20 protein-coding genes are annotated in these 26,043 nt (G+C 61.3%); 12 read left to right on the top strand and 8 right to left on the bottom strand.

Annotated features, from left to right (window positions below):
* Positions 1-7: 7 nt before the first annotated feature.
* From M0D64_RS10650 to M0D64_RS10615, 8 genes are all read right to left on the bottom strand, one after another.
* Complete coding sequence (locus tag M0D64_RS10650) at positions 8-1,159, bottom strand: M20 aminoacylase family protein (protein WP_266257606.1); 1,152 nt, start codon at positions 1,157-1,159, stop codon at positions 8-10.
* Between the two features lie 125 nt (positions 1,160-1,284).
* Positions 1,285-2,571, bottom strand: coding sequence for an oxalate/formate MFS antiporter (gene oxlT, locus M0D64_RS10645; protein ID WP_266257605.1), 1,287 nt, complete (start codon positions 2,569-2,571; stop codon positions 1,285-1,287).
* Positions 2,572-2,719: 148 nt separating this feature from the next.
* A complete protein-coding gene (locus M0D64_RS10640) occupies positions 2,720-3,733 on the bottom strand; it encodes an alpha/beta fold hydrolase (RefSeq protein WP_266257604.1) in 1,014 nt (337 codons plus the stop codon).
* Positions 3,734-3,792: 59 nt separating this feature from the next.
* Positions 3,793-5,319, bottom strand: coding sequence for an amidase (locus M0D64_RS10635; RefSeq protein WP_266257603.1), 1,527 nt, complete (start codon positions 5,317-5,319; stop codon positions 3,793-3,795).
* A gap of 25 nt (positions 5,320-5,344) precedes the next feature.
* On the bottom strand, positions 5,345-7,003 hold the full coding sequence (locus tag M0D64_RS10630; RefSeq protein WP_266257602.1) for an ABC transporter ATP-binding protein: 1,659 nt from the start codon (positions 7,001-7,003) through the stop codon (positions 5,345-5,347).
* Between the two features lie 4 nt (positions 7,004-7,007).
* Complete coding sequence (locus M0D64_RS10625) at positions 7,008-7,970, bottom strand: ABC transporter permease (RefSeq protein ID WP_266257600.1); 963 nt, start codon at positions 7,968-7,970, stop codon at positions 7,008-7,010.
* A gap of 18 nt (positions 7,971-7,988) precedes the next feature.
* Positions 7,989-8,930 (bottom strand): ABC transporter permease, encoded by a 942-nt coding sequence (locus M0D64_RS10620; RefSeq protein ID WP_266257598.1) that lies wholly within the window; start codon positions 8,928-8,930, stop codon positions 7,989-7,991.
* 95 nt (positions 8,931-9,025) lie between these two features.
* Positions 9,026-10,606, bottom strand: a complete 1,581-nt coding sequence (locus M0D64_RS10615; RefSeq protein ID WP_266257597.1) for an ABC transporter substrate-binding protein — start codon at positions 10,604-10,606, stop codon at positions 9,026-9,028.
* Positions 10,607-11,039: 433 nt separating this feature from the next.
* On the opposite strand from M0D64_RS10615, the gene M0D64_RS10610 reads away from it, so the two are divergent.
* The 12 genes from M0D64_RS10610 to M0D64_RS10555 all read left to right on the top strand — a co-directional run bounded on the left by M0D64_RS10610 (position 11,040) and on the right by M0D64_RS10555 (position 25,960).
* A complete protein-coding gene (locus tag M0D64_RS10610) occupies positions 11,040-12,047 on the top strand; it encodes an asparaginase (protein ID WP_266257596.1) in 1,008 nt (335 codons plus the stop codon).
* Positions 12,048-12,507: 460 nt separating this feature from the next.
* Complete coding sequence (locus tag M0D64_RS10605) at positions 12,508-13,284, top strand: ABC transporter ATP-binding protein (protein WP_266257594.1); 777 nt, start codon at positions 12,508-12,510, stop codon at positions 13,282-13,284.
* On the top strand, positions 13,281-14,135 hold the full coding sequence (locus tag M0D64_RS10600; protein WP_266257593.1) for an ABC transporter permease: 855 nt from the start codon (positions 13,281-13,283) through the stop codon (positions 14,133-14,135). The genes M0D64_RS10605 and M0D64_RS10600 overlap by 4 nt, the downstream gene beginning before the upstream one ends.
* A gap of 27 nt (positions 14,136-14,162) precedes the next feature.
* Positions 14,163-15,185 carry an ABC transporter substrate-binding protein gene (locus M0D64_RS10595; RefSeq protein WP_266257591.1) on the top strand — a complete coding sequence of 341 codons (1,023 nt, stop codon included), beginning with the start codon at positions 14,163-14,165 and terminating at the stop codon, positions 15,183-15,185.
* Positions 15,182-16,516, top strand: coding sequence for an amidase (locus tag M0D64_RS10590; protein ID WP_266257589.1), 1,335 nt, complete (start codon positions 15,182-15,184; stop codon positions 16,514-16,516). The genes M0D64_RS10595 and M0D64_RS10590 overlap by 4 nt, the downstream gene beginning before the upstream one ends.
* A gap of 94 nt (positions 16,517-16,610) precedes the next feature.
* Positions 16,611-18,230 carry a gamma-glutamyltransferase family protein gene (locus M0D64_RS10585; RefSeq protein WP_266257588.1) on the top strand — a complete coding sequence of 540 codons (1,620 nt, stop codon included), beginning with the start codon at positions 16,611-16,613 and terminating at the stop codon, positions 18,228-18,230.
* Positions 18,231-18,365: 135 nt separating this feature from the next.
* The gene (oxlT, locus tag M0D64_RS10580) at positions 18,366-19,649 is read left to right on the top strand and encodes an oxalate/formate MFS antiporter (protein ID WP_266257587.1); all 1,284 of its coding nucleotides are present in this window, start codon (positions 18,366-18,368) and stop codon (positions 19,647-19,649) included.
* 551 nt (positions 19,650-20,200) lie between these two features.
* Positions 20,201-21,673 carry an MDR family MFS transporter gene (locus tag M0D64_RS10575; RefSeq protein ID WP_266257586.1) on the top strand — a complete coding sequence of 491 codons (1,473 nt, stop codon included), beginning with the start codon at positions 20,201-20,203 and terminating at the stop codon, positions 21,671-21,673.
* 353 nt (positions 21,674-22,026) lie between these two features.
* Positions 22,027-23,328: an MFS transporter gene (locus M0D64_RS10570; protein ID WP_266257584.1), complete on the top strand. Its 1,302-nt coding sequence runs from the start codon at positions 22,027-22,029 to the stop codon at positions 23,326-23,328.
* Positions 23,329-23,375: 47 nt separating this feature from the next.
* On the top strand, positions 23,376-24,317 hold the full coding sequence (locus M0D64_RS10565; RefSeq protein WP_266257582.1) for a glutamate cyclase domain-containing protein: 942 nt from the start codon (positions 23,376-23,378) through the stop codon (positions 24,315-24,317).
* 35 nt (positions 24,318-24,352) lie between these two features.
* Positions 24,353-25,453, top strand: a complete 1,101-nt coding sequence (locus M0D64_RS10560) for an alanine racemase (RefSeq protein ID WP_266257581.1) — start codon at positions 24,353-24,355, stop codon at positions 25,451-25,453.
* Between the two features lie 108 nt (positions 25,454-25,561).
* Positions 25,562-25,960 (top strand): RidA family protein, encoded by a 399-nt coding sequence (locus M0D64_RS10555; RefSeq protein WP_266257580.1) that lies wholly within the window; start codon positions 25,562-25,564, stop codon positions 25,958-25,960.
* Positions 25,961-26,043: the final 83 nt, after the last annotated feature.

Below are 26,043 nucleotides of genomic sequence, written 5' to 3'. Positions count from 1 at the left end.
GGGTCCTTTACCGGGCGCAAAACAGCTTGACGAGGTTCACCCAATAACTCGCACCGATCGCAAGCGCGGCATCGTTGAAATCGTAGTGCGGATTGTGGAGCGGTGCTGCCGGCGTCGCCTCATCAACGCCCATCCAGATGTACGCGCCGGGCTTTGCGTGCAGCATGAACGCAAAATCTTCCGAGGCCATCGAAGGCACACAACCTCGCCGCACGCTGGAAGCGCCGACGGTCGCTTCGGCAGCCGCAGCTGCAAGATCGGCTTGAGCGGCAGTGTTGATGGTGGCCGGATACGCGTAGCGATAGTCAAGCGTCGCGTTTGCGGCCAGGGCGCGCGCAATACCCGTGGAGACTTCGCCGATCGACGAGCGGATTCGTTCCTGCACGTCGCTCGTAAAACAGCGCACAGTGCCGCGAATGACCGCACGGTCAGGTAGTACGTTCCACGCCTCGCCACCGTGAATTTGCGTGACGCTAACGACGCCTGACTCCTTCGGGGAAATTCGTCGGCTTATGATCGTCTGCAATGCGGTGACGATCTGGCTAGCGCACACCAGCACGTCGCTCCCCTCCTCCGGCATCGCTGCATGCGAACCCTTGCCGTCGACAACAATCTCGAACGTATCGAACGATGCCATCATCGGACCGTCGTTGATCGCAAAATGTCCGCGTGGGATGCCCGGCCAGTTGTGCAAACCAAACACGGCGTCGCACGCAAAGCGCTCGAAGAGTCCCTCTTCGACCATCATCCTGCCACCGCCCGCCGGACCTTCTTCTGCCGGCTGAAAAATCAGATGTACCGTGCCGCGCCAACCGGGGTCGCGGCTCAACGCGACAGCGGCGCCGAGCAGCATTGCAGTGTGGCCGTCATGACCACACGCATGCATCTTGCCTTCATGTTGCGACCGATGCGCGAAGCGATTGGCTTCAGCGATCGGCAGCGCGTCCATGTCGGCCCGTAAGCCGATGGCGGGCCCCGCGCTTCGGGTCATGGTGCCCACCACACCGGTTCGTCCGATGCCGCCATGTACCTCGAAGCCATACTGTCGCAATACGCCGGCGACGAGGTCTGCGGTTGCGACCTCCTCGAACGCAGTTTCCGGACAGGCGTGCAGTGCGTGCCGCCACTTCATCATCAGGTCGATCAGGTCGCTATCCATCGGAATTTAATCCCTTTCAGTGATAAATTGAGGAGACAAGAAAACAGAGAATCGACGAAGCGGTGCAGCATCCGCGCAGATTCGAGTGGGCGAGGTTCCTGGCAAGCTGGCCGTGGCCAATTGCATTACGAGCGCCTGGATGCGCGGGCAAACCACGCGCGGCGCATCGGCTTGAGTGCGGCGATCGCGAGCACAGCGGTACAACTATCCAACGCGATAGCCGTGCCGAACACCGCGTCCCAACCGCCCGTACGCTGGTGGAGTAGCGCGGCCACCGGTCCGCCCAGGATCGAACCGACACCTTGCGCATAAGACAGGCACGCGTAGTTGACGATCGCATGTTTGCTGCCAAAGGTGTCCGTGAGCGTCGAAGGGAAAAGCGAAAAAATCTCGCCCCAGCCGAGAAAGACGACGCCCGACAGCAGCACGAACAACAATGGGTCGTGCCGCAACGTGAGCCACAAGGTCATCGCTATCGCTTCCATTCCGAATGCGACCAGCATCGTGTGCTCGCGCCCGATCAGATCGGAGATCCATCCGAACATCGGCCGCGTCACGCCGTTCGCTATGCGATCAATGGTCAACGCAAGCGGCAACGCCGCGAGGCCGAACACGGTGACACCCGCCATGCCGAAATCTCGCGTGAAGACTGCCATTTGCGAAGTCACCATCAGGCCGGAGGTCGCCATCATCGACATCATCACAAACATCAGCCAGAACAACGGCGTGCGCAGCATGTTGCCGGGCCGCGTGTCGGGTACAACGGTGGCGGCTCTCTGCGGCCGCCAGTCCGCCATGTAGCCAGGCGGCGGCAGCCTCATGCCGAGCGCGGCAAGTATGCCGATCACGCCGAGGATCACACCATAGACGGCCAGCGTATGCTGATAGCCGTACCTGGCGATGCTATGGGTGATCGGAAACGTCGTGAGCATCGCGCCCATGCCGAAGCCCGCCATCACTACGCCTATCGCAAAACCGCGACGGTCTGGGAACCAGCGTGCCATCAGCCCGATCGTGCCGACCACGACAATACCTACGCCGATTCCCCCGAGAACGCCATAGCAGAGGTAAACGGACAGCAGAGATTCCGCGCGGCTCGTCAGTACCCAGCTGAGCCCCGTGATCGCGCCACCTGCGGCGAGCAACCAGCGCGGCCCAAAGCGCTCGATCAAATAGCCCTCGAGCGGCGACAGAAACGTCTGGCAGACAATGAGAATGGAGAAGGTGACCTGCAGACCCGGCAGCGACACGCCGAGCTGCGCTGTCAGCGGGTGCGTCAGCAAAGTCCAGATGTATTGGGGATTGGACGCGACCATCGCACATACGAGGCCGCACAATAATTGCCACCAGCGGCTGTGTAGTGAGAGTGCAAGCGGCGCGCGGGTGCGGGCGCCGAAATCCTGGGTGCTCATGCTTCAACTCCGTACGAATAAGTGACACGAAATGACCCAGGCCGCGCGCTGGCATGGAGGCTCGACACCACGCTCCTCGACAACGCGCTCAGTACATCGAAGGGTAAGGAAGAGAGACACGAGACGCAGCCGCGGCATGTCCAGCACGTTAGTCCTCAAGATGCCGGGTAATCGCAGCGGAAATAAATGCGGCATCGTCCAGATTGGCTGTCGGCAGCCCGGCGCGATGCCCCCATATCGACGAAATAGGAAGGAGCCTGGCGTTTCGCATTTGCTCGACCTCGAGACGGTTGTCTTCCACCTGGAAATACAGGTCGGTTTCGCTTGGCATGATCAACGCCTTCGCCGTAATCGCTTTCAGCGCCGCGTGAAAATCGCCGTTATATTTGGAATTGGCCGCGATGTTTGCGTGTTGCCATGTCCATAGTTGAGCCAACAGGTTGTTGCCGTCGCGCTTCAGGAAATTCTGTTCCCACGACATCACCAGATAATCCTCGAGCGAGGAAAAACCGGCCTGCCGCCACGCCTCGTTACGATAAAACGTCTGCGACATCGCCATGGCGGCGTAATTGCGGCCCATGGCCCGCAGACCGCGTTCGGGACGTTCGACGAACGTTCCGTTTTGAAAACCGGGATCCGTCGTCAGGGTCGCGCGCACGCCCTCGATGAATACCTGATTGTGCGGCGAGGTCTTTGCCGCGCCGCAGAGCACGACTAGCCGCCTGACCATCTGCGGATACATCGCTGCCCATTGATACGCCTGCAGCCCGCCCATCGACCACCCGCACGCCAGTTGCAAAACTTCGATGCCGAGTTCTTGCGTCAGGAGTTGGTGTTGAATCGCGACGTTATCGGCGATCGTAAGATTCGGCCAGCGGCTTCCGCTAAAGGGCTCAGTTGCGTTGCTGGGCGAGGACGACAGTCCATTGCCGAACAGATTCGGAATAACAACAAAGTACCTGTCGGTGTCCAGCGCCTTGCCCGGACCAACCATCCACTCGATGTCATAGTGGTGCGCGGAAAACGGCGTCATATACAGAATGACATTCGATTTTTCTGCGTTCAACTTTCCGTAGGTTTGATAGGCGAGCCTGGCATCTCTGAGCGTGATACTCGATTGCAACACCACGTTTCCAGCATTAAATACAAAATGGTCTTCCATGGGTAGGTATCCTTATTGAAGATAGTCGATGGCATGGGTGCCAGCGGCGCTGGCGCCCGTCATACTGCAGGCCGCACCACGCTTGCGTCCGCTTCGGCGGTCATCCCCGTCAACGGCGGGTCGGTGACGATAGACTTGAGCGCGGCGACCGGCTGCAACAGTTTCGTCAGATCGGGCCGCGGGCGCCGCAGCGCTTCATCGTGCCGCCAGGCCGTCTCGAATGCCTGGGCGATGTCGAGCAGGCGACGATCACCGCGAAACGGCCCGACCAGTTGCAGGCCGAACGGCATGCCGGCCTGGTCGAGGCCGCACGGCAGCGACAAAGCCGGATTGGTCGTCAGCGTGATCACATAGGTAAGCGCCAGCCAGCGGTAATAGTTCGCGAGCGGCCGCCCGTTGATCTCGGCCAGATAAGTTTGCGACCATGGAAAGGGCGAAATTGGCGAAGTTGGCGAGACGATCAGGTCGTAATCCTGGAACTTTCCCTGGAAACGGCGAAACAGGCGGGTCTGTTCGGCATGCGCCCAGACCACGTCGGCGAGGGACATTGATTGCCCCATTTCGTAGTTGCTTCGCGTGTTCGGCCCGAGCGAAGCGGGATCGCGCTGGTAGGCATCCTGAAAACCGGCGACGAAGTTCTGCGCGCGGATCACGTCGAAGCAGCGGTCGATTTCACCCACATCGATCTCGAGCGGCTCGCAGACCTTCACGTAGCGGGACAGCCCGGCAATCTTGGCACGGAAGGTCGAGCGCAGCGCTTCGTCGACCTCGCAGACGCCGAAGTCCTCCGTGTAGGCGACGCGCAGCGTGCAGAGGTCGACCCGTTCACGCTGTGCGAAGGCGGAAGGATCAGCATCCTCGCCCAACGGGTCGCTAGCGTCGAGACCGACACTCGCCGTCAGCAGCAGGCGTATGTCGGCGATATCGCGCCCCATCGGGCCAATCACCGAGATCGGCGTCCAGCCAAGCGGTTTGCTGTCGTTCGGCACCAGTCCAGGCGAAGGCCGGAAACCAACCACGCCGCACAGCGCCGCGGGGATGCGCAGCGAGCCGCCCATGTCGGAGCCGGTACAAAGCGGCAGCATATCGGTGGCGAGCGCGGCGGCCGAACCGCCCGAGGAACCGCCAGCGTTCATCATTGGATTGAAGGGATTGCCGGTCGCGCCCCACACGACATTACGTGTGTTGGCGCCCGCGCCCATTTCCGGCACATTGGTCTTCGCCGCGACGATCGCTCCCGCAGCGCGCAAGCGGGCCACCATCACGCTATCGCGCTGCGGCACGTTCGAGCGAAACAGCGGCGAGCCATAGGTGGTGAGTAGGCCGGCCGTCTCATCGAGATCTTTCACGCCAAGCGGCAGGCCATGCAGCAGGCCCAGTGGCTCACCGCGCAACACGGCCTCCTCCGCGCGCTTCGCCTCGGTGCGCGCACGCTCGAAGCAGGTCGCAGCGATCGCATTGACAGCGGGGTTCAGCGCTTCGATCCGCGCGATGCATGCCTCCAGCAATTCGACGGGCGACACCTGCCGGCTACCTATCAGGCGCCGCGCCGCGTCCGCGGAGAGCGAAACCAGAGAGTTGTCCATACTTGCCCTATTCCTTTACTCGTTGTCAAGCGGCGCCGAACGCGAAGCCACGCCCTGGCGCTGCCGCGAGCAAGGCCCGCGTATATTCGTGGCGCGGCGCAAGGAACACGTCCTGGATCGCCCCTTCCTCAACAATCTCGCCGCGCCGCATCACGATGACCCGATCGCAGATCTGGCTGGCCACCCGCAGATCGTGTGTAATGAACAGAATGCCGATCCGCAGACGCTGCTGAATGTCATCCAGTAGTTCGAGAATTTGCGCCTGCACCGAGACGTCGAGTGCGGAGACCGCCTCGTCGGCGATCAACACTTGTGGCTCGCATGCCAGCGCCCGCGCAATCGAGATGCGTTGCCGCTGGCCGCCGGAGAATTCGCTAGGGTAGCGATTCAGCGCATCGGGCCTGAGCCGTACCAGCGTCATCAGTTCTTCGGCACGTTGCCACGCCTGAGCGTACGGCACACCGAAATTCAACGGCCCTTCGACGATCGAGGCACCCACTGTCTGGCGCGGATCCAGCGACCGGTAAGGATCCTGGAACACAACCTGTACGCCGCGCCGGAACGGATATAGCGCGCGGCCGCGCGCTTTGGCCACCGATCGGCCGCCGGCGAAAATATCGCCGGCGCTCGGCTCGATCAGCCGCGCAATGCAGCGCGCGACAGTCGATTTTCCCGAACCGGACTCGCCCACGATACCGACCGTTTCGCCCGGATGCACCGTCAGCGAGACATCACGGGCCGCCCGCACCTCGCGCTTGCGGCTGGGCCAGGAACCCGTCACATACGTCTTCCCGATCCCACGCGCGTCTAGCAGCGGATAGGCTTTCTCCACCGGGGCGCGCGTACGCGGCACCAGCGTGGGGACGGCTGCCAGCAACATACGGGTATAGGGCTCGCGCGGTTGCTGCAACACCTGCAACCTGGCGCCCTGCTCGACCATGTCACCCAACCGCAACACAACGACACGGTCAGCAATTTCGGCGACGACGCCGAAATCGTGGGTGATGAACAGCACGGCGGTTCCGCTCTCAGTCTGCAATTCACGAATCAGCTTGAGAATCTCGGCCTGGGTCGTGACGTCGAGCGCGGTGGTGGGCTCGTCGCAGATCAGCAGCGACGGCTTCAGGATCAGCGCCATCGCAATCACGATGCGCTGGCGCTGTCCGCCCGACAACTGATGCGGGTAAGACGCGTAGATACGCTCCGGTTCCGGCAGCCTGACGTGGGCGAAGATCTCGAGAATGCGCCGGCGCCTCTCGCCGACGCCGGCACGGCTATGCTGTGCCAGCATCTCGTCGACCTGCGCGCCGCACGTCATGATCGGATTGAGGGCCGTCATCGGCTCCTGGAAAACCATCGCCATCTTTTCGCCGCGCAATTGGCGGATGCGGTCCGGGCTTGCTGTGAGCACGTCTTCGCCGAGCAGTTCGATGCTGCCGTCCACCGCCTTGAGCGCCGCCGGCAGCAAGCCCATCACGGCCTGCGCGATCACCGACTTGCCCGAGCCCGACTCGCCCAGCAGGCAGACAATCTCCCCCTGCCGCACGTCGAGCGAGACATGCCGGATTGCATGGGGCCGGTCGGCTCCGACCGGAAGGGAAATGGTCAGGTTATTCACGGCGAGGACGGTTGTGGCCGGCCCGGCGGCGGAGGGTGCTGCCGTTTTGAAGTCGAAGTCGCGCATCGCGTCAGCCCCCCCGTTTGTTGAATTTCGGATCGAGCGTGTCGCGCAATCCGTCGCCCATGATGTTGACGGCCAGCACCGTCAGCGCCAGGAAAACACCTGGGAACAACACGGTCTGAGGATATTGGTTGAACTGCATGCGGCCGTCGGCCATGACGTTGCCCCACGTCGGAATATCCGGTGGCAGGCCGACGCCGAGAAACGACAGGATCGCTTCCACCAGGATCGCCGACGCGCACACGTATGTTCCCTGCACGATCAGCGGCGCGATTGCATTCGGCAGAATATGACGCCACAGAATCTTGACGGTCGGCGTGGCCAACGAAATGGCGGCCTCGATGTAGGGTTCCTCGCGAATGCTCAGTACGATCGAGCGCACCAGCCGTGCGACGCGCGGAATTTCGGGAATCGTGATCGCGACGATCACCGTGACCAGCGTCGGCCGCCAGAGCGCCATCAGCGTAATCGCGAACAGGATGCTGGGAATCGCCATCAAGCTGTCCATGGCGCGCATGATGACGTCGTCGAGGCGGCGAAAATACCCCGCCGCCACGCCGACCAGTGCGCCGAAGGTGAGCGCCAGCAGTGCCACCGTGATGCCGACCGACAGGGACACGCGCGCACCATAGGCGACCCGGCTCCAGGTATCCCGGCCGAGACTGTCGGTGCCCATCGGGAAGAAGTGCTGGAACGTCGCGCCTGACAGATCACTGAATTCGGCTGTCGCGCCCGGTAAGAGGTTGGCGCTCGCGGGATCCATCGCGGTCGGGTCGATCGTGCCAAGCCACGGTGCGGCGACGGCTACGAAGACCAGAAGCGCCAGTGCGCCGCATCCCAGGCGCACCGACCAGTTCCGCAGCACGCGGCGCCACAGTGGTGTGCGCGAGCGTATAGCAGGCGCCACCTCCACGTTGGCAAGAATGGCGGCCGGTGCGGCAAGGGTCGTCGGATCGTGATCGTCGCTCATGTCCAATCGTCCTTTCACTCAATAGCGGATACGCGGGTCGAGCAGCAGATAGCTCATATCGACCAGCAGGTTGATAAGCACGTAAACAAAGGAAAAGAACAGCGTGATGCCCTGTACCAGCGGGAAGTCGCGCGCCAGTACCGCGTCGACCGTGAGTTGCCCAAGCCCGGGGATCGCGTAGACGGTTTCGGTGACCACCACGCCACCGATCAGCAAGCCGACGCCAATGCCGATTACCGTGACGATCGGTACCGCGGCATTGGCCAGCGCATGGCGAATCAGCACGCGTGCTTCGGAGATACCTTTGGCGCGGGCGGTGCGGATGTAGTCTTCAGTCAGCGCCTCCGCAACCGCAGCGCGCGTCACGCGGGCAATCAGCGCAAGGTAGACGATCGACAGCGTAATGGCGGGCAGGATCAGGTGCGTGAGCCACGGACCGATACCCGCGCTCAGTGGAGCGTACCCCTGCACCGGCAGCAGCTTCGCATGCAAGGCGACCGCCCATATGAGGATATAGCCGACCACGAACGACGGCACCGAGAATCCCATCACCGAAAGTCCCATCAGCATCCGGTCCAGCCAGCCTCCGTGCCGCGAAGCCGCGATCACGCCGAGCGGCACCGCGAGCAGGAGCGTCATCACCAGCGTCAGGGCGGACAACGACACGGTCGGTGCGATGCGTTGCGCAATCAACCGGGTAACCGGCTGCTTCATGTAGTACGAGTCGCCAAGGTTGCCCTGCAGCAATTGCCCGGTCCATTTGACGAACTGCACCGGCAGCGGCCGGTCGAGCCCGAGGCTCGCGTGGATCCGCGCGATGTCGGCACTAGTGCCGTTGTCACCAACAAGCGCCGCAGCCGGATCGCCCGGCGTCAGGCGCAGAATCATGAACACGATAAGGGCGACAATGACCAGCACTGGCGCCGTCGACAATACGCGCCGGAAAAGAAAGAAAGCCATGTCGATTACGCTCCAAAGCCGGTTTGCGGATAGACGGGCTCGCGTTGCCCTGCGAGACGGCGGCCGGCCGGCGAATAGCCAGCCGCCGACACGGGTTAGCTCTTGCGAATGTTCCAGAACACGTTGACCGGAGCTGGGACAACGCCGCTGACGACGCCCTTGCGGATCACCGAGTAGAAATCGAAGTCGCCCAAGGGCGCCAGGATGCCGCTCTGGTAGGTTTCCAGTTGGATCGCCGAGGCGATCTTCTTGCGCTGCACAGGATCGTTGTTGACGAGGTAATCGTTCTTGAGCTGCTCAATCTTGTTGTCAGTCGCCCAGCCGAACCAGCCCTTTTCGCCATTGCCCGTCAGCGGAGTGAAGAACAATGGATTCATCGTGTCCCCGGGCGCCCACCCGGTAATGAACAGGTTCCAGCCACCCTTGTCGGCCGGCGCCTTGCTGGTTCGGCGCGTCACGAGCGTAGACCAGTCCATGGCCTGCAGGTCGACATTGAAACCGGCCTGCTTCAACAGTTGCGCCATGACGGGTGGAAACTTGTTGAGCACTGCGTAATCAGACGGATACATCAATACCACCGGCTTGCCATCGTAGCCCGCTTCCTTCAGCAGATTGCGGGCCGCCGCGAACTGGGGCTTGCCGGTGAAATAGGCAGTCTCTGTCGACGCCAACGGCGAATCGCATGGGTAAATCGACGAACACGTCCGGTACAGATCCTTGTTCACCAGTTGGGCACGCATCAACGCTTCCTGGTTGATCGCCATAATTGCCGCCTGGGCAATCTTCGGGTTGTTGAACGGTGGCACGAGATGATTCAGGTGCAGGTCGAAGAGCCCGGCGGGAGTCGGCTTCACCAATTCCAGCTTGGGATTGCTCTTGAACGCGGCGTACTGCTCGGCGGGCATCCATTCGATCATGTCCACTTCACCGTTCGCAATCGCATTGGCCTGCGTCTGTGCGTCCTTGAGCACGATCCATTCGACCCGGTCGACATAAACATGCTTGCCGCCTGCGGTACCGGAAGCCGGTTCAGGCCGCGGCACATAGTTCGGGTTCTTGATGTACACAATTTTCGCACCCGGGCGATACTCGTCCTGTTTGAAGATGTAGGGGCCGGACCCGGTGTAGTCAGAGATCTGTTGGTCCGCCGGCGTATCGGCGACCCGCTTCGGCATGATGAATGCGGCGCTGCCCGACGGCTTGCCGAGCGCGTCGAGGACCATCGGAAAGGGTTGCCTGAAGGTCATGCGGAAGGACTTGGCATCGACCGCATCGAACGACTGCAGTGCCGCGAACATTCGCTCGCCGAACACGTCGCGCTTGCCCCAGCGCGTGATCGACGCGATAACGTCAGCTGAGGTGACCGGCTTGCCGTCGCTGAACGCGAGCCCCTTGCGCAGCGTGAACGTCCAGGTCTTGCCGTCCGGCGAGCTCGTATACGTGTCCACCATCTCCGGTTGCACCACGCCCTTGGCATCCACACCGAACAGCGTGTCGTAGATCATGTAGCCGTGGTCGCGCGTGATAAATGCAGTAGTCCAGATCGGATCGAGGATCTTCAGATCGGCTTGCGGCACGATTCGTAATACCTTGGATGCATCCTGCGCGCACACCATCGTCGCGGCGCTCGCAATCAGCGCCCCAGCCACGCATCGCGCAAACAATCGCTTCAACATGCTTCACCTCATAAGAAGAAATGACACAAAATGATTCCGGCGGCGCGCTTGCGTCGGATTAGCGACCCTGTCCGTTTAGGTACTCCAATCCCGGATATGGCGCCTGAGACAGGTTGATCTCCGATTCAACGTGCTACATTAATTGCAACTTGCAACAATTGAAATTTACGCATTTATAGGCACGAAGCATGCCACCATGCGGTAAATCCAGCACGTATCGGCAAGTGGGGCACTTGCCACACCGGCACGAGCACACGGCAATGCGCAGGACTTGTGCAAGCGAGCGCGAGGACGGTGCATCACGCAGTGCAAGATTGCTGTCGCACCGATTCCGGGCGCGACAGCGGCGCTCCTCGTCGGTGCCGAGTCTTTGCACGTTATTTGAGGTACGGCCTAAGCTGATACTTTCCACACACTCGAAAGGAACGCTTCGATGAACAATCCGAGCATCGTTGTCGGGGCATTAGGCGGCACGATATGCATGACCGCCGACAATGCCGACGCTGGCGCGTTGCCACGTCTTTCCGCTCAACAATTGGTGACTGCGGTCCCAGGTCTGGCTGATATCGCGCAGATTCACGCCGAGACGCTTTTGCAGTTACCCAGCCCTTCGCTGAACCTTGCGCATGTGCTGGACAGTCTGGTGTGGGCAGAGTGCATGGTGGCTGCCGGCGCCGCCGGGATCGTGCTGACCCAGGGGACCGACACGCTTGAGGAAACCGCCTTCCTGCTCGATCTTCTGTGGACACATCCGCAGCCGCTGGTGGTCACAGGCGCGATGCGCACGCCGCTGGCCGCGGGTGCGGATGGGCCCGCCAACATTCTTGCCGCGGTGGCCTGCGCAGCGTACGGCGCCAGTCGCGAGCGCGGTGTAGCCGTGGTGATGAACAACACGATCCATGAGGCGCGCTGGGTGCGCAAAGCGAACTCGATGTCCGTCGAGACCTTCGAGTCACCGGTCGTGGGGCCGGCAGGCATGGTGCTCGAGGGTATGCCCCAGTATTTCCGTCCACCGTCCAGGCGCTATTCGCAGCGGTTTGCAAAGCCCGACCTGTCGGTCCGAGTGGCACTCGTCGAAACATGTCTGGGCGAGACGGGTGAGATGCTCGATGCGGTCGCCCAGGCGGGATATCAAGGGATAGTGATCGCGGCCTACGGCGCAGGGCATGTTTCGGATGACGAAGCACAGCGCATCGAGGCGTTGGTGCCGCGACTGCCGATCGTCGTCTCCAGCCGCACGGGATCGGGATCGACGGCAGCGCGTACTTATGGCTTTTCTGGTTCCGAAATCGACCTGGCCCGCCGCGGTGCGCTGTTTTCCGGGTGGCTCGGGCCACGCAAGGCGCGCCTGCTTCTCTGGCTGCTGCTCGCCACGGGCGCGCCGCGCAACGCATGCGCCACCGCGTTCGAATTCTGGAAGCGCGTCGACGATACCGACTAGACGTTCTGATGTAACCGCGGTGGTACGGCGCCTCAATTCTGGAGGCGGCTCTCGCACCGATTCACAATCCCGAATTTCTTGCAATGGCCTTTCGCCGTCGACCGTCCGCGTTTCGCCCTGAGGCGGTGCGTCGCCGATCTAGTTGTGCCTGATGCACCTTCCTTGCGCGCATTTGCACACTTTCCGCACATGGCAGTGTGCTCACCTCCACTTGAAAATACCCACTTCGCACTTGTATATGGGGCTCTCGCACGATGGCACGCTTTGTGCGAATCGAATCAATATGGATATTTCAATTGTTGCGTTTTGCACCTATATTTCGCCGACAACCGACGAAAACAGCAATTAAGTGCTCCCCAGTCAGACACTTCACAACCGTCAACCAACCGTGTACCGACTCTGCGCGGAGCGGGCACGCAAGCGAAGCGCGAAGTGATTCAAGTTCAGCACGAGGATCAGCATGTCAGTACAACTAGCGTTGCGAAACATTCGAAAATCCTTTTCCGGCAAGCAGGGCTCGGTCGATGTGCTGGGTGGATTGTCGTTCGACATCAACGAACGGGATTTCGTCAGCATCATCGGCCCGTCGGGCTGCGGGAAGACGACCGTGTTCAACGTAATCGCCGGCCTCCTGGAACCCGACAGCGGCGAGATCGTCTATCGAGGGCAGGCGGTCACCGGCTTGCGCGGCAAAGTCGGCTACATGATGCAGCGTGACCTGCTGTTGCCGTGGCGCACCGTATTGCAGAACGTCCTGATCGGGCCCGAGTTGTCCCGCATGCCGGTTGCGCAAGCGCGCGAAATAGCGATGGAATACCTGAACACCTACGGCCTTGCGGGTTTCGAAAACGCCTATCCCCGCATGCTGTCCGGTGGCATGCGCCAGCGCGTCGCACTGATCCGCACCTTGATCAACGACCCCGACATCATCCTGCTCGATGAGCCGTTTTCAGCGCTCGACTATCAGACCCGGTTGTATCTGGAAGGCGTGCTGATGGAAGCGGTCGAGACGTTCCACAAAACGGTCGTACTGGTCACACACGACATCGACGAAGCAGTCGCGTTGTCCAAGCGTGTGGTGGTGCTAGGCGGCCGGCCTTCGCAAGTCAAAAAGGTCTATGACATCGAGATCGGCGCGCGCACGCCGATCGGTGCGCGCAGCGATCCGAACTTTTCCGGCTACTTTCACGCACTGTGCGCGGAACTCGATATCCAGACCGAGGTAAAGGCAGCATGAACCATTCCGCATCCATCAATAACGCGAAAGTCTCCGCAACACGCAGCCAGACGCGTTCAGGCCCCGTGCTGAATACCGGATGGGGGCGCACAGCCCTGCAGCTCGTCGCGGTGATTGCATTCTTTGCGATATGGGAAGGCGCTGCGCGGCTTGGCTGGGTATCGAACTTCCTGGTCGGCTCGCCGACAAAAATCTACGACGCCCTGGCTCGCTCCGCCGAATCAGGCGACCTTTTCGTCGATATCGGCTACACCATGTTCGAAGCCATGCTCGGCTTTCTGTTCGGCACGGCGGTCGGCTCGGTCTGCGGTCTCGCGCTGTGGTATTCGCCGTTCGTCGCGCGACTGATCGAGCCATTTATCGTCGCGATCAACAGCGTTCCGAAGATCGCTTTCGCCCCGATTGTGATTCTCTGGTTCGGCACCGGGCTCGTTTCGAAAGTCGCGCTGGCGATTTCGCTGACTGCGATCGTCGCGCTGATAGCCGCTTACGAGGCAGCGAAAGAGGCCGATCCTGATCTTCAGGCACTCCTCGTCACGCTTGGCGCGAACAAGAACGATGTGTTCCTGAAAGTCGTTATTCCGTTCACGCTGCCTTATGTGATCTCGACGTTCCGCATCAACATTGGCTTTGGTCTGGTGGGCGCAGTAGTGGGTGAATTCATTTCGTCAGAGAAAGGGCTTGGCCACATGATCTTTACCGCCTCAAGTCTTTACGACCTGAACACCGTGTGGGCCGGCCTCTTCGTGCTGATGGCGATCGGCTTCGTGTTGTATTTCCTGATCGACCTGGTCGAACGCAAGCTGCTGCCGTGGCGGCAGGTATCGAATGGACCGACGCTACGGGTTTGACGCCGTTGCCACTCGAGGTCGAATTGTTTGCTTTTCGCCCGTCAATCTAACCTTTCTCTGGACCTGAAGATGGCAATCATTGCAAAAAGAATGCTGGCTGCGCTGACAACAGCAGTCGCTGTTTCTGCCGTCAGCATCGCAACGCCCGCCTTGGCCGCCGACAAAAAAGCTGTTATTTCGCAGGCTTTTCAGTCGATGCTATATCTGCCGCTCTACGTCGCTATCGACGGCGGCTTCTTTACCAAGGAAGGGCTAGATGTGACAAAGCAGACCGCGGGCAGTCCGAGCGCGGCATTGTCGGCCGTGTTGTCGGGAAGTGCGGACTTCTCGCTGCATGGTCCCGAATGGACCGCGGTCGCCGCCGAAAAAGGCGCGGATGTCGATGTGATCGCCAACGTTGTGAACGGTGCGGCGGTGTGGATCGTCACCTCGCCGGACAGCAAATTCACCGGCATCAAGGACGTGAAGGGCCAGGCGGTCGTGTCGGGTCAGATGCCGACTACCAGCACGTCGCTGTTCTTCAAGTTACTAAAAGAGAACGGCATGTCGCCCGCCGACGTGAAACTAACCCAGGTACCGCTCGGCTCCGAGATCGGCCCACTGGTTGCAGGCCAGTCCAAGGTTGCGGTGATGTATGAACCCGGCCTTGATCAGGCCGTTGCCAGAGGCATGAAGGTAGTGCTCGGCTTTCCGAAGTTATATGGCGAATACGCATTCTCATCGATCTCGGCGAAAAGGAGCGTGGACCCCGATGTGGCGGCACGGTTCGTGAAAGGTATGGAACAGGCACTCGTCTTCATGCAGACCAATCCCATGGAAACCCTGTCGATCGCCCGCCGCGAGTTTCCAGGCCTTGATCCGGAGATCGTGAACGCTGCTGTAAAACGCATGCTGGACGAAGGCGTGTATCCCAGGAACGTCGACATCACCCCGAAGGCGCTGACGGTTGCAATGGATACGCAGATCTCACTCGGTAACTTGAAGCAGCAGCCGAATTACAGCACCTTCATCGTGCAGAACTACATTCATCAAGCACTAGCCGCGAAATGAGCCATTCTTCCCCCTCCCCCACCATCCGCGAAATCCGTGACGCGATTCGCTCGGGAACGCGCACCATCGATCAGACCGTGCAACAGGCATTTGATGCGGCGCAACGGCTGCAGCCTGAGTTGCAAGCTTTCATCCATCTGCCGGCGGCGCCGATAGTCAATCGCGCCGCTCCCCACGCGCCGCTCGCGGGCGTCCCTGTCGGCATAAAAGACCTGATCGATACGGCCGATATGCCCACCGCGTACGGATCGCCGGCCTACGAAGGGCGCAGGCCCGACAAGGACGCATGGGTGGTCGCCCGTTTGCGCGAAGCCGGTGCCACGGTACTCGGTAAAACGGTCACCACCGAGTTCGCCTGGCGTCAGCCTGGCGCTACGACCAACCCGTGGAATAGCGATCACACGCCTGGCGGCTCGTCGAGCGGCTCGGCTGCCGCCGTTGCGGCAGGCATCGTGCCGCTCGCGCTCGGCACACAGACGTTCGGATCCGTCATCCGTCCCGCCGCGTATTGCGGTGTGGTCGGGGTAAAGCCGAGTTACGGCACGATTGCGCGGACCGGCGTGTTGCCGTTGTCAGGGTCGCTCGATCACCTTGGCGTTTTCACCACCAATGTCGCTGATGCCGTTCATGCGCTATCGATTCTGGCGGGGAGCGATGCGGACGATCCACATGCCTCGCATAACAGTCGCAAGAGGAAAGACCCAGGCGATGCGGCAAAACGGCCACCACGCATCGGCGTGTTGCGCGAGCAGATCGGTGGACCGATCGACAAAGCGCAGCAACACGTGCTGAATCAACTCGCCATACGCTTACGGGCTGATGGCGCAGAAATCGTCGGCGCCGACTTGCCTGCCGAACTGCTCGACGCTGCACGGCATGCTTCGATCTTGGTCGCAGTTGAAGCGGCGCTGATACATGGCGAACTAGTAGACCGTTCGCCGGCTCTTGTCAGCGCACCGATCACGGCTCTGGTCGAGGAAGGCCGGGCTTTGCCCGCGACTGAATATGCGAAAGCGAAGGCCTTGCAGGTACAGATGGCGGTTCGCTTTGACCAGTGGTTCACCGAAGCAGCGGGACTGGACGCGCTGCTGGTAGCGCCCGCGTCGGGCGAGGCGCCCCGCGGGCTTGACTATACGGGCGATGCGGCGTTCTGCACGCCCTGGACCTTCCTCGGCGTGCCGGCGGTGACGTTACCGGTTGGCTTCGGTCCGGGGGGGCTGCCGCTTGGGGTGCAACTGGTCGGTGCGAGTCAGCACGATGCCGCGTTGCTGTCGCTTGCCGAGTGGGTGGAAGGGAGAACCGGCTGGAACATCGCAGTTGCTTCACGCTGATGCCGGCTTCGTTGTGTATAGGAAGTATCACGTGATCATGCGAACCCGTAGCGGCTGAGCGGGTAGCGAAGATCGATTGATTGTTTGAGGAAACATGTCAGCAGAATTTTTAAATCCTGTGCGGGGCATCCGCGGGATGGCGGTCACACCCCATGCACTGGCGTCGCAAAGCGCGCTCGCGATCCTGCGTGACGACGGCAATGCCGTCGAGGCGATGATTGCCGCCGCGGCGACCATCGCAGCGGTGTATCCGCATATGAACAGCATCGGCGGCGACGGCTTCTGGTTGATTTCGCGGCCGGGCGAAGAGCCCGTCGGCATCGAGGCATGTGGAGCGGCGGCATCGGCGGCGACGATCGACGCCTATCGCGCACGCGGCCTGCAATCGATCCCGTTTCGTGGACCGCTGGCAGCGAATACGGTGGCCGGCACCGTGTCCGGTTGGGCGTTGGCGCATCGTTGGTCCACTGACACCCTCGGTGGCAAGCTCCCGGTCGCGCGCCTGCTGGAAGATGCGATCGCCTACGCGGGAGGCGGTATTCCGGTCACGCGCAGCCAGTCCGAATGCGTCGCGCTCAAGCGGCACGAACTCGGATCGGTCGCGGGATTCGCCGAGACGTTTCTGACGGGCGACAACCCGCTGCGCGTGCCGGCTGTCGGCGAGCGTTTTGTGCAGCCACGCCTCGCCGCGACGCTCGAGCGTCTCGCCCATGCGGGTCTCGACGACTTCTACCGGGGCGATCTCGCACGGAGCATCGCGGCCGACCTGCGTGCCCTCGAAAGTCCATTGTCGCTCGCCGACCTCGAACAGCATCGCGCAAGGCTGCGCACGCCGCTGGCACTCACGCATTCGCTCGGCACGATCTACAACATGCCGCCGCCTACACAAGGGCTTGTCTCACTGCAGATTCTCGGTGTGCTCGACCGTGTCTTGCGCGACGATATGGATCCGCTCGGGCCCGAATACGTCCACGCATGCGTGGAGGCGACCAAGCTCGCGTTCGCCATACGCGACAAGCACATCACCGACCCGGATTACATGGACATCGATCCGCAGGCGCTGCTCGCGCCGCCGGTGCTCGACGCGATGGCCGAGCAGATTTCGATGTCGGCGGCGGCCCCGTGGGGCCGCGGTCTCGGACCGGCCGACACAGTATGGCTCGGCGTGATCGACGCCGATGGCGTGGCCGTCAGCTTCATCCAGAGCATTTATCACGAGTTCGGCAGCGGCCTCGTGCTTGCGGATTCGGGCATCAACTGGCAAAACCGCGGCTGTAGCTTCTCGCTCGATCCCTCTGCGCGCAATCCGCTTACGCCGGGGCGACGGCCGTTTCACACGCTGAACCCGGCACTCGCGCGTTTCGATGACGGACGCACGATGGTGTACGGAAACATGGGCGGCGACGGCCAGCCGCAATCGCAAAGCGCCGTGTTTTCGCGGATCGCGCACTTCGGCTGGAATCCGCAAGCCGCTATCGATGCGCCTCGCTGGCTGCTGGGCCGGACTTGGGGGCGATCCAATGAATCACTCAAGCTTGAAGCTCGGTTTCCCGCCGACACGTTCAATGCGCTGCGCCGTCTCGGCCATGACGTCGAGCAGATGCTGCCATACGACGAAGCAATGGGCCACGCCGGCGCAATCGTCCGGCACGGCAACGGATGTCTGGAGGCAGGCTATGACCCGCGCAGCGACGGGGCCGCGGCTGGCTGGTAGGCGCGCCGGCTAAACAGCGGGCGGCCGCGCTGCCCGCACCCTTTTGAATCGACCGCCCGCGAGCGTTCGCGCCGACGGCAAGGACGGCGCACGTCCTCCATCTGTTGATATTTCAATCCGAAACGGAGAAGCACTTTGAACACCCGCACGCAATCATTGAAAGGCGCCGCCTCGCCCGTCGCGCAAACAGCCGCGCATACCCGCTGGATCCAGCTCGGACTCGGCCTCATTTGCATGATGACGATTTCGAGTCCGCAATATGTATGGACTCTGATGACGAAGCCGCTCATGGCGAAGCTCGGCATCGCGCTGCCGGAACTGCAAGTGACCTTCTCACTGCTGGTGCTGCTGCAGGCATTTTTCTCACCGTTCCAGGGTGCGCTGATCGACCGTTTCGGGCCGCGCATGCTGATCTCGATCGGTACGTTGCTGGCAGGCGTGAGCTGGGTGTTAGCCTCGTATACGCACAGTGTGTCGATGCTGTACCTCACGTATGGCTGCATCGGCGGTCTCGGTACCGGCATCGTCTACGTCGGCGTGGTGGGATTCGTGGTTCGCTGGTTCCCCGATCGACGCGGCTTCGCCGCCGGCGTAGCGGCCGCGGGCTACGGCATGGGCGCCATTGTCACCACCTTTCCGATCTCTGCGTCGCTGGCAACGCACGGCGTCGAATCCACGCTGTGGCTGTATGGCGTCATTTTCGCCGTGGTTGGCCTGCTCGCCTCGCAAGGCCTGCGAGTGCCATCCGCGGCCGACAGTATCGGCTCGGCAGCAAACCGGACAGCGGTCGCGACGCGCGACTACCGTCCGTCCGAGATGCTCAGGACGCCGCTGTTCTGGCTGATGTTCGTGATGATGACGATGATGTCCACCTCGGGCCTCATGGTCACGTCGCAGATGGCAAGCTTCGCCGCTGACTTCGGCGTCAGCAAGGTACTGGTCTTCGGGCTCGCCGCGTTGCCGCTGGCACTGACGATCGACCGCTTCACGAACGGTCTGACCCGTCCGCTGTTCGGCTGGATATCGGATCGTCTGGGGCGCGAAAACACGATGTGTTTCGCGTTCGCGCTGGAAGGTGTGGCGATGGCGCTCTGGCTGCTGACGCGCGACAACGCGGTCCTCTTCGTGCTGCTGTCCGGCGTGGTGTTCTTCGGCTGGGGTGAAATTTTTTCGCTGTTCCCTTCCACCCTGACCGACACGTTCGGTACCCGCTATGCCACCGCGAACTATGGCTGGCTTTACATCTCGTTCGGGATTGGCTCGATCTTCGGCGGCCCGCTGGCCGCGCTGCTGCATCAGCACACCAGCAGCTGGGTACCGGTGTTCGGCTGCGCGATTGTGCTCGATCTGAGTACCGCCGTCCTTGCAATGTTCGTGTTGAAGCCGGTGCGCGCGCGTTTTGTCGGGGCTCGTAGATAGCGTATCTCTTCGCGCCGAATGACGGCCCTGCGCGGCACGGTCGGCACGCTCCGACCTGGCTCGTGGGCAGTCTCGGCGACGATCTCAAGTGCATGTGTAGCGATACCGTTCGCATAGGTCGGCGCCATCCTCAAGTCTTCACTCGAAGAGTATAAGAAGATCCGCAGCTACCGGCGCGTCGTAGTACTCGCAATAAACGTACTGAGCCTGCTTTCAATCGACTATCCGCGGTCTTTCAACTAAAAAAACCGTATTGCCGCTTGACCGCCGACAGAGCCCTCCCGTCCCGTCAAATCGCTTTTTGACATCGTTGGGTTTGACCTTCATGACTCTCCGTCCCTCAATAATTATCAGATAAGTCTTCACATGAAGACTTGTGATTTGATAGAGTATATCGTCCGTGGGCGCGAGCCGCTGACTCGCCCCAATCCGCTTTTCGAGACGTCCTGATCTTCATGGCCGCGTCACGCCGGATTTCTGGAATGGCCCGAGATCCACTCAAGTTACAGGAGCAAGTCTGACCGCGGACGACGCCCCTTCTACAAAACGGCATGTCACAACACCTGAAAACAGTACGACCGCTCGTTATTGCATCGGTCATGGCGTCAATGGCAATGGTCGCTATCGAAGCGACCATTGTGTCTACAGCGATGCCACAGATCGTGACTCAATTGGGCGGGCTGCATCTTTATAGCTGGGTCTTCTCCTCGTTTCTGCTCACGCAGACCGCGATGACGGTCGTATTCGGCAAGCTCGCTGACCTGTACGGTCGTAAGCCCACCATGCTCGTTGGCATCGCGATCTTTCTGGTGGGATCAGTGCTCGCGGGTTTTGCACGGTCCATGCCCGCAATGATCGCGTTTCGAATGATTCAAGGTGTCGGCGCTGGAGCGATCCAGCCTGTTGCGCTCACTATCGTGGGCGACCTGTATCCAGCACGCGAACGAGGGAAAATTCAGGGTTATCTCGCCAGTGTCTGGGCCATCGCTGCGGTCGTCGGACCGATGGCAGGTGGCATTCTCATTCGCGACCTTTCATGGGCCTGGATCTTCTGGATCAATATCCCAATTGGCCTCGCCTCCGCCGCCGGCTTCATCGTCTTTCTACATGAAGAGGAAAGGCGCGAACGCCCTTCGATCGATATCCTCGGTGCAACGCTCTTCGCTGCATGCATCGGCGCTCTCATGGTGGCGCTGACGAATGCCGGGACATTCGTCAGTACTTGGACCATCCTCGAGTTCGCTCTGTTCGTGATATGCGGCGCACTCTTCATTCTCCAGGAGCAACGGGCCGCCGACCCCATGATTTCGTTTTCCTTGTGGGGGCACCGGCCAATCGCGGCCTGCAATGCAGCTACTGTCCTTTCGGGAATGGCGCTAATGGGGCTGACCAGCTTCCTTCCCATGTATGTACAGGGCGTCTTGGGCAGGTCCCCGGTGGTGGCAGGCCTCGCGTTGACTATGATAATGGTCGGTTGGCCAACCGGCGCTACCATTGCAGCACGCTCCTTCCATCGGCTCGGACTGCGGCGCACCCTCATCGGCGGCAGCGTGTTCTTGCCGATTGGCGCCATGGTCTTCGCGGCCCTGACCCCACAGAGCACACCGCTGTTTGCAGGAATCGGCTCGTTGATTATGGGCTTTGGAATGGGAGTAGTTAGCGTGAGCTCACTTATTCTGATCCAGGAAATCGTCAAGCCGTCGGAACGCGGCAGCGCGACGGCGTCCAACCTCTTCTCCCGTAACCTCGGCAGCACGCTTGGCGCAGCCGTGTTTGGTGCGGTTCTGAATTATGGGCTTGCTCATTCGACCGGCACCGCAGCGGTTACCTCCGATCAGTTGCGACAGCTTCTTGGCTCGGTACCGGCCAACGCTATCGTCAACGCTGCGGTGAGACTTGCGCTCCACCAGTCCCTCCATCTCACGTTCTCTTCCATCCTGATGATATCGATCGGTGCGGTCGTCTCCCTGATGCTTGTACCCACCATCAATCTCGTGCGAAGGAGCGAACCCGCAACCAATTGATACGCAGGCCTGTTCCTCACCCAATCCCCTTTGACCCAGCGCATGATCGTCGTCTGTGCGAACAACAGACCGCTCCCGGCCATCATTTCGACGAGCTCTCGAACGCGGAACCTGTAACGCGCAATGCCACGTGAAAAAGAAACCTGCACGAGGCGTGCACCCGTGATCAGCGATTTCTATCGATTGCCCGGGCCACTTTCGATTATCTGCACTCGGAACCACGCACCTATACTCAATTTCAAGCAGCACGGAACGGGCGCCTGCGGCGTGGCAGATGACCGGTCCATACATCGCCGATGCGCAACGCGCCGGGCGTGTATCTGACATTCAAACAGCGAATCAGGAGAACAGGCATGAGCAGAGCACCTGCAGCGGTCGTGGCGTACGCCCAGCCGAAGACATCAGTTCGCTGGAAGATTTTTCTCATCATGTTGCTGCTGGTCACGGTCAACTACATCGATCGTGCATCCCTGTCCGTCGCAATGCCGATGATCGCAAGCGAGTTCACGCTTACGCCGGTCATGCAAGGCATCATTATGAGTTCGTTCTTCTGGTCGTACACGCTGATGCAGATTCCAGGCGGCATGGCGGTCGACCGCTTCAAGCCGCGCCTGGTCCTCGCGCTGTGCACTTTGCTCTGGGGTGCCTTCCAAGGCCTCGGTGCATTGACGACCAATGCGATGTCCTTGCTCGCTACGAGGCTCGGACTCGGTGTCGCAGAAGCGCCCGTGGCCTCAGCGGGAGGTGCGCTCAATGCAATGTGGCTCACGCAGCATGAGCGGGTCCGTGGCGCATCGCTGATGGATGGCGGCTCGCCGCTCGGCGCAGCGCTTGGATCGGTGCTGATCACCTGGCTGATCGTGGTCGCGCACTCATGGCGAACCGCATTCGCGATCGCCGGCGTCGGCACGATCCTGTGCGGCGTCGGCGCCTGGTACTACATCAAGAATCAACCGCACGAACATCCCGGCGTCAATGAAGCCGAAGCGGAACACATCGAGCAAGCACGGCGCAAGGAAGATGAAAAGGAAGCCAAGAACCTGTCAGGCAACTCGCTCGATTTCTTCAGGTATCGCTCAGTGTTGCTGATGTTCGTCGGCTTCATGTGTTGCACGACGCTTTACTACGGCCTGTTGACATGGATGCCCACCTATCTGCAGAAGGTGCAGGGCTTCAACATTCAGCAGATGGGCGGCGCCAGCTTCGTGATCTTCTTCTGCGGGTTTATCGGCGAACTCTGCGGTGCCTATGTTGCCGACAAGTGGCTCGCCAGCGGCGCCGCGCCGAACCGCGTCATGCGCACGATTTTCGGCATCGCCGGCGTGGTTGCCACGATTGCGGTGTTTTCGGTGGCACATGCGACAAGCCCCACGATGGTTGTGATCCTGCTGTCCATCACGCTCTTCTTTCTGCGGTGGGGCGGTCTGTACTGGTCGATCCCCGCGATGCTCGCCTCACGCAACAAGGTGGGCACGCTTGGCGGACTGCTTAACTTCGGCGGGAATATCGGCGGCATGGTGATCCCGATTGCGATCGGCGCAATCGTTCAATTCACCGGCTCCTATTTCCTCGCGCTGATGTGTTTCGCCGCAATGGGCGTCGGCCTGCTGCTCTGTTCGATCGGAATCGACTATGAAACGAAGATTCCGGTCTGAACGATCGTCGCGCCTCGCATGAACAACGTTGCTACTGAGATTGGATAATGGGAATAGCAAAAGTCGAAGACATCATTGGCCAAACCGTCCGGCGCGACATTGGCCGCATGAAGCGGTTCGTTGAAGGTCAGCTGGAAGCGGCCGCGCGTTCGATCATGAGCACGCCGAACGCCCACGTCGGTATCGTGACCGGTTTCTTCATACGCAATGCCGTCCCGCCCTCGCCGGAGACGGACGGACTGGGCGGCATGGCCCACCTGGCCGCCGCACTTTCGAACCTCGGCATACCGGTGACAGTGATCTCGGACGCGCCATGCTGCAAGGCTGTCTGGGCGGTCACCACGGAATTGCCGAAAGACGTGGCGTTCGAGATCACCTCGGTGAGCGCGGCATCGGTCAAGTCGCTGAGAGCCAGGCTAAGCGAGGCCGAACGTCCGATCACGCATATGGTCGCGATTGAGCGGGTGTCGCCCGCGAGCGACGGCAAGCCGCATCGCGAGTACGGCGCGGACATGTCCGACGATACCGCTCCGCTGCACCTTCTGTTCGAGGATCCCGAGTGGCCACGTCCGTGGGTCACGATCGGCATCGGCGACGGCGGCAATGAAATCGGCATGGGCGTGCTGCCCGAGGAAATCGTCCACGACGACATTCCCAATGGCCCGTTGATCAGCGCAGCCATTCCCGCGGACTATCTGATTGTTTCCAGCGTCTCGAACTGGGGCGGCTGGGGATTGGTATCCGCAATGGCGATGGTCGCGCCGCGAGAGGCAGCGGTGCGACTGCTCACCGACTTCACACCGGAGCGCGACCGGGCGTATCTCGCGGCGGCCGTCGACCTCGGGCAGGCGGTTGACGATAGCCGCGTCGACCGCCCCGCGACGCCGAAGATGAGCGTCGACCGGCTGTCGTGGGAACAGCATGCAGAAGTGCTCAGTCAGCTCAGGGCGCACGTCGACGGATACCTCGCAGTGCCGTCGCACGCGTGAGCGCGACGCCCTTTTTATTTCTTAACGTACCAACCATGTCCGACCTTTCGAGCACCACTCTCCAACGTGCGCCGTCGTGGGCAGCCAGCTTGCCAGATGAATTGCAGACACCGTGTTTCATCGTATCCGAGCGCGGCATCGTCGATAACCTGTATGCGACTGCCCGTGCGTGTGGAGGGGTTGAGCGGCTCATGCCGCATGTGAAGACGCATCGCGCCGGATGGGTCGTCAAGCGGTTGATTCGCGAAGGCGTAACTGCGTTCAAGGCCGCTACCGTGGCGGAAGTGGCGATGGTGCTCGAGGCCGGCGCGAAACACGTCGTCTGGGCGTATCCGACCGTGAACCGCGCTCATATCCGTACCTTGCTCGCGCTGGCGCACGCTCATCCGGACGCACGGGTCGACGCGCTCGTCGACTCGGCGGCTGGCGTAGCCGCGTGGCGTCTCGCGACGAACGGGGCGCCGTTGACCAATCTCGCCCTGCTCATCGATCTGGATGCCGGCATGGGCAGAACTGGCGCGCCGATAGCAGCGGCGACGCTGCAATTGGCCCGCGAACTGGCCACAATCGGCTGCTTTGGAGGATGGCATGTCTACGACGGCCACATCCATGATCTCGACAGTGCCGCACGCCGCACGCGGGTGGCCGCCATCGTGGAGAAAGTGGCGGCGCTGACGCGCGCAGCCGATGCAGACGGACTGTCGACGAAACTCATCGCCGGGGGCAGCTATACGTTCGATCTGTGGCCGCGCACGCTCGCCGACTTCGTATCCCCGGGCAGTTGGACCTATTCGAGCGCTCAACACGACCTGGAGTTGCCCGCGCTCGGCTGGACGCCAAGCGCATATGTACTGGCAACGGTGATTTCACGCAACAGCACAACCGCCACGCTCGATGCGGGCTCGAAGGCCATCTCGCCGGACAAGCCGCTGGCCGAGCGCTTTCGCTGGGACGGCAAGATCATCATGATGAGCGAAGAGCACGTTGTGGTCGAAGACACCGATCTGGCTGTCGGCGACCGGGTGATGCTGCTGCCGCGCCACGCTTGCACGACTGCCTATCTCTACCCTAGCGCGATGGTGCTTAACACCGAAGGGTCGTGGGAAGTGCGTGAGCAACTCGGGAGCCGTCGCTAGGCCGCGAGGCCCGCAGCGGGAGGCGTCGATTGAAGTGATACAACGCGATTTGCCGCGCACGTCATGCGGCAAGTCGGAAAAACGCCACATCAAGGCGATGGGAAAAACATGAACGACAGTGGCACGCGCCGCGCATTGCGTGGTGTCAATCCACCCGACCTCAAACCAGGCGGGCACTATTCTTCAGCGATGGTCGCGGGCGACTTCGTCTTCCTGTCTGGCCAGACGCCGCGCGACGCCGACCGGAAGGTGATCGGCGACTCGATCGAAGAGCAGACCCGTGCGACGCTCGCCAATGTCGAGCGGGTACTGGCCGCCGCCGGCGCCGGACTGGATGACGTCGTCAAGGTCACAGTCTATCTAACCGACTTAACGCTTTTTAGCCGCTTCAACGCACTCTATGCAAGCTGGTTTGCCCAGCACAAACCGGCGCGAACGACGGTGGAAGCCGGTCTGCAGGGTGTGCTCGTGGAGATCGACGTGGTTGCCTACATCGGCACGCGCTGAAGCTGGCGGCGCACCGTACGCACGCACGCTAGTACAACATCCCGCAAATAGGGTTAATAATTGTCGGGCTGCAAATAAGGCTG

The sequence above is a fragment of the Paraburkholderia sp. WS6 genome (genome assembly GCF_030464835.1).
Lineage (GTDB): Bacteria > Pseudomonadota > Gammaproteobacteria > Burkholderiales > Burkholderiaceae > Paraburkholderia > Paraburkholderia madseniana.
This window is presented reverse-complemented; position numbering and strand designations above follow the sequence as displayed.